Here is a 265-nt window from a genome sequence, read left to right as displayed (position 1 = left end):
AGATGTTTTCGTTTGCGACCGGGAAGTTTGGATGGCTTTATCTGATTGCGGGCTTGATAACTGTACTATTCCTCCTGTGGATGGCGTTCGGATCTTACGGTAATATTCGTCTAGGCCGGAAGAGTGATGCCCCAGAGTTTTCCTATTTCAGCTGGGTCGCAATGATTTTCTGTGGTGGTATTGGTATAGCCATTGTTAATTGGGCCTGGGTTGAGCCGATTTATTATTTTAACGGACCACCACTGAATGTAGCCGCTCACAGCCG

At 47.2% G+C, this 265-nt stretch carries 1 protein-coding gene; it reads left to right on the top strand.

All coding sequences use genetic code 11. The annotated features are described in order from the left end of the window. Positions 1 to 2: 2 nt before the first annotated feature. Positions 3 to 265 (top strand): BCCT family transporter (locus SB717_RS36655; RefSeq protein ID WP_410907978.1); only part of this gene is annotated, 263 nt, incomplete at its 3' end.

Origin of the sequence: Priestia sp. SIMBA_032, assembly GCF_046535215.1 — a bacterium.
In the GTDB taxonomy this organism is placed as follows: Bacteria; Bacillota; Bacilli; order Bacillales; family Bacillaceae_H; genus Priestia; species Priestia aryabhattai.
This window is presented reverse-complemented; position numbering and strand designations above follow the sequence as displayed.